We start from the raw sequence: 3,353 nt of genomic DNA on the forward strand, positions 1-3,353 counted from the left end.
CATTGGTTATAAGTGTTCCGGAACAGTATTTGTCTTAAATATTTTTGTCTGATTAAAGTTTTGAAAATTTTTCCTCCTAATAATAAGCTATGAGTATTTGAGCAATTGAGAATTTGAGCTTTTTAATTAATGAAGCAAGCATTGGTTATAAGTGTTCCGGAACAGTATTTGTCTTAAATATTTTTGTCTGATTAAAGTTTTGAAAATTTTTCCTCCTAATCATCAGCTATGAGTATTTGATAATTTGAGAATTTGAGCTTTTTAATAAATGAAGCAACCATTGGTTATAAGTGTTCCGGAACAGTATTTGTCTTAAATATTTTTGTCTGATTAAAGTTTTGAAAATTTTTCCTCCCAATAATACCAATTTGATAAATGTTTGCTACATTTTTTTGAGCGGGGGAGCGGTAATAATTAATAATTAATAATTAATAATTAATAATTAATAATTAATAATGGCTTTGTTGAATTAGCGTGTTAATTACTTGATAATTGAAATTTCACTTAAGTTAAGTATTCTTTTTTCACGGTTGGTATAATATGATTCTGAATATAAACAATTAAGGTGGTAGTGCATTGTAATTATATTTGTTACGAGACACGGTAGTGGGAGCATCTTACCTAAATAACACGGGAGCATGAAAGCCATCGTCTTTTAAGCGATGGATGAAAGGCGAGGAGTCGGATTTTAATCTTCGGTATTTTATTTGACCAAAAAGCCACATTGAAGGCCCCCGTTTTTGAACCGGGGATGAAAACAACCGAGTTGTTTATACTAGACAACTAAAGTGGTCCTATGCTATTATTACTCAGGGGTAAGCCATCCAACCCTCGTTTCAAATGTACTGTTGTCAGCAAGTTTTAGTAGGTAAAAATCCCGAATTAATTGCTATTTTAACATTCTTGTGCGAACAGTCTCACAAGCTCACTAACATGGGAATATATTATGCCAGACAATTATATTTTAAGTCTCAAAAAGCCATTGGCAAGTATGACTTAGAAAAGGTATACAAAAAGAACAATCACTATAAAGTTCTACATTCGCTCTTCAGCACAACAAATATTGAGAACTGTAGCGGAATCATTTAGGTCTTATTATGGTCTAATAAAAGCCTACAGTGAAGGAAAAATCTCAGACAGACCAAGGATTCCTAACTACAGAAAAAAAGGGGGAATGGCTACAGTTAGTTACCCGGCTCAAGCATTAAAACTTAAAGATAATCAAATTAGAGTGCCACTAGGTAATACCTGTAAACGCTGGTTTGGTCTAGATAGCTTTTTAATTCCAATGCCGAGTATAAGAGAATTTTCATCTCTGAAAGAACTGAGAATATTACCGAGGAACAGATGTTTTTATTTGGAATTTGTCTATGAAAAAGAAATAGTAGTTAAACCTCAATTAAATCAAGAAAATGTATTAGGAATTGATCATGGTGTAAATAATTTGCTGACCTGTGTATCGAATGTGGGTACTAGCTTGATAGTAGATGGGAAACATCTCAAATCAATGAATCGTTGGTACAATAAACAGGTATCAACTATCAAAGAAAATAAACCTTTAGGATTTTGGTCAAATAAACTAGCTGCCATTACAGAAAAACGTAACCGCCAAATGCGTGACGGTATTAATAAAGCAGCTAGAATAGTCATTAATCATTGTTTAAAAAATTCTATTGGTACAATTGTATTTGGTTGGAATAAAGGTCAGAAAAATCAAATCAAATTAGGCAAAAAAAGTAATTCAGAATTTGTACCAATTCCCACAGCTAGACTGAAAGAAAGAATAGCTCATTTATGCTCTGAATATGGGATTCTATTTATAGAAACAGAAAGATTGTTATACAAGTATTGCTTCATTTTTAGATGGTGACTATCTGCCTAATTATGGTGAGAAACCCAATGATTGGAAACCATCAGGAAAAAGAATAAAGCGTGGTTTGTATAGAAGTAGTAATAATTGGTTAATTAATGCAGACTGTAACGGGGCTGCAAATATAATTGCAAAAGTAAGCAGAAAGCTAAGTTTAGACTTAAGCCGACTGTGTAGGGGCACTTTGACTTGTCCCCAAAGAATATATCTTTGGTCAGCTAAGAAAAAACGAAGCAACACGGATTTATCCTGTTGCGTAGTATCAACTTAGAATCCCCGTGACTGACCTCCGGGGAGTAGTCAATCCCGTATTCCCTTGCTCCCGTATTCGCGGGCAGGATGGCCACACTTTTTCCTTTTTTTCCTTCTGCCTTCTTCCTTCTTCCCTATTCCTTCTTCCTTCTTCAAATATGCAAAATAATTTCCCCCTTTCACCAAAACAGCAAAACCTACCTAACCAAAGATGGCTAATATATCCAGAACAACCAGAAATAACTAAACAACTAGCCAAAACTCTAGAAATATCACCCCTAATTGCCCAGACATTAATTAACCGGGATATTTCTACTATAGAACAAGCACAAGCATTTTTAGATCCTGAGTCAATAAAACTACCTCTACCAATAGAAGAATTTCCCGACTTAGATATTAGTCTCAATTTATTACAAACTACAATTTCTCAAGAACAAAAAATTGCTATTTGTGGTGACTATGATGCAGATGGCATGACTAGCACTGCTTTATTGTTGCGCGCTCTCAAACATCTAGGGGCAAAAGTTGACTATGCTATTCCTAGTCGAATGCAGGAAGGTTACGGCATTAACCAACGTATTGTTGAGGAATTTCATCAGGAAGGAGTAAGTCTCATTCTCACTGTAGATAATGGTATCGCTGCCTATGAACCTATTGCTAGGGCAAGGGAATTAGGTGTAAATGTAATTATCACGGATCACCACGATATTCCACCGAAACTACCACCAGCTCATGCTATCCTTAACCCCAAACTTATTTCGGAAACTTCTCCTTATCGGAGTGTGGCAGGAGTGGGAGTTGCTTATGTTTTGGCAGTATCTCTAGCGCAACGTTTGGGAAAAACTCAAGGTTTAATTAAGCCACTTTTAGAATTATTTACCCTGGGTACTATTGCTGACTTGGCACCCTTAACTGGGGTAAACCGTCGCTTGGTGAAACGGGGGTTACAATATTTGCCTCACTCTCAGTTACCAGGAGTGCAAGCATTAATTCAAGTATCTGGTGTTCAAGCGAAGGAAGAAGGAAGAGGGAAGAAGGAAGAAGGAAGAGGGAAGAGGGAAGAGGGAACTTATGAAGAAGGAAGAGGGAAGAAAGAAGATGGAACTCATAAAGAAGGAAGAGGGAAGAGGGAAGAGGGAAATCAAAAATCTCTTAAACCTGATGATATTGGTTTTCGCCTTGGCCCCCGCATCAATGCAGTGGGACGTATTGCCGATCCACAAATTGTGAA

Annotated in this window: 3 protein-coding genes; all 3 read left to right on the plus strand. The window is 36.1% G+C overall.

Annotation, left to right across the window (positions count from 1 at the left end; all coding sequences use genetic code 11):
- The first annotated feature begins 840 nt into the window (after positions 1–840).
- The gene (locus tag F6K54_RS42105) at positions 841–1,089 is read left to right on the plus strand and encodes a hypothetical protein (RefSeq protein WP_293090440.1); all 249 of its coding nucleotides are present in this window, start codon (positions 841–843) and stop codon (positions 1,087–1,089) included.
- On the plus strand, positions 1,064–1,870 hold the full coding sequence (locus F6K54_RS42110) for a transposase (protein WP_293090441.1): 807 nt from the start codon (positions 1,064–1,066) through the stop codon (positions 1,868–1,870). The genes F6K54_RS42105 and F6K54_RS42110 overlap by 26 nt, the downstream gene beginning before the upstream one ends.
- Positions 1,871–2,280: 410 nt before the next feature.
- A partial coding sequence (locus F6K54_RS42115) for a DHH family phosphoesterase (RefSeq protein ID WP_293090442.1) occupies positions 2,281–3,353 on the plus strand: 1,073 nt, incomplete at its 3' end.

It is taken from the genome of Okeania sp. SIO3B5 (genome assembly GCF_010692555.1).
In the GTDB taxonomy this organism is placed as follows: Bacteria; Cyanobacteriota; Cyanobacteriia; order Cyanobacteriales; family Microcoleaceae; genus Okeania.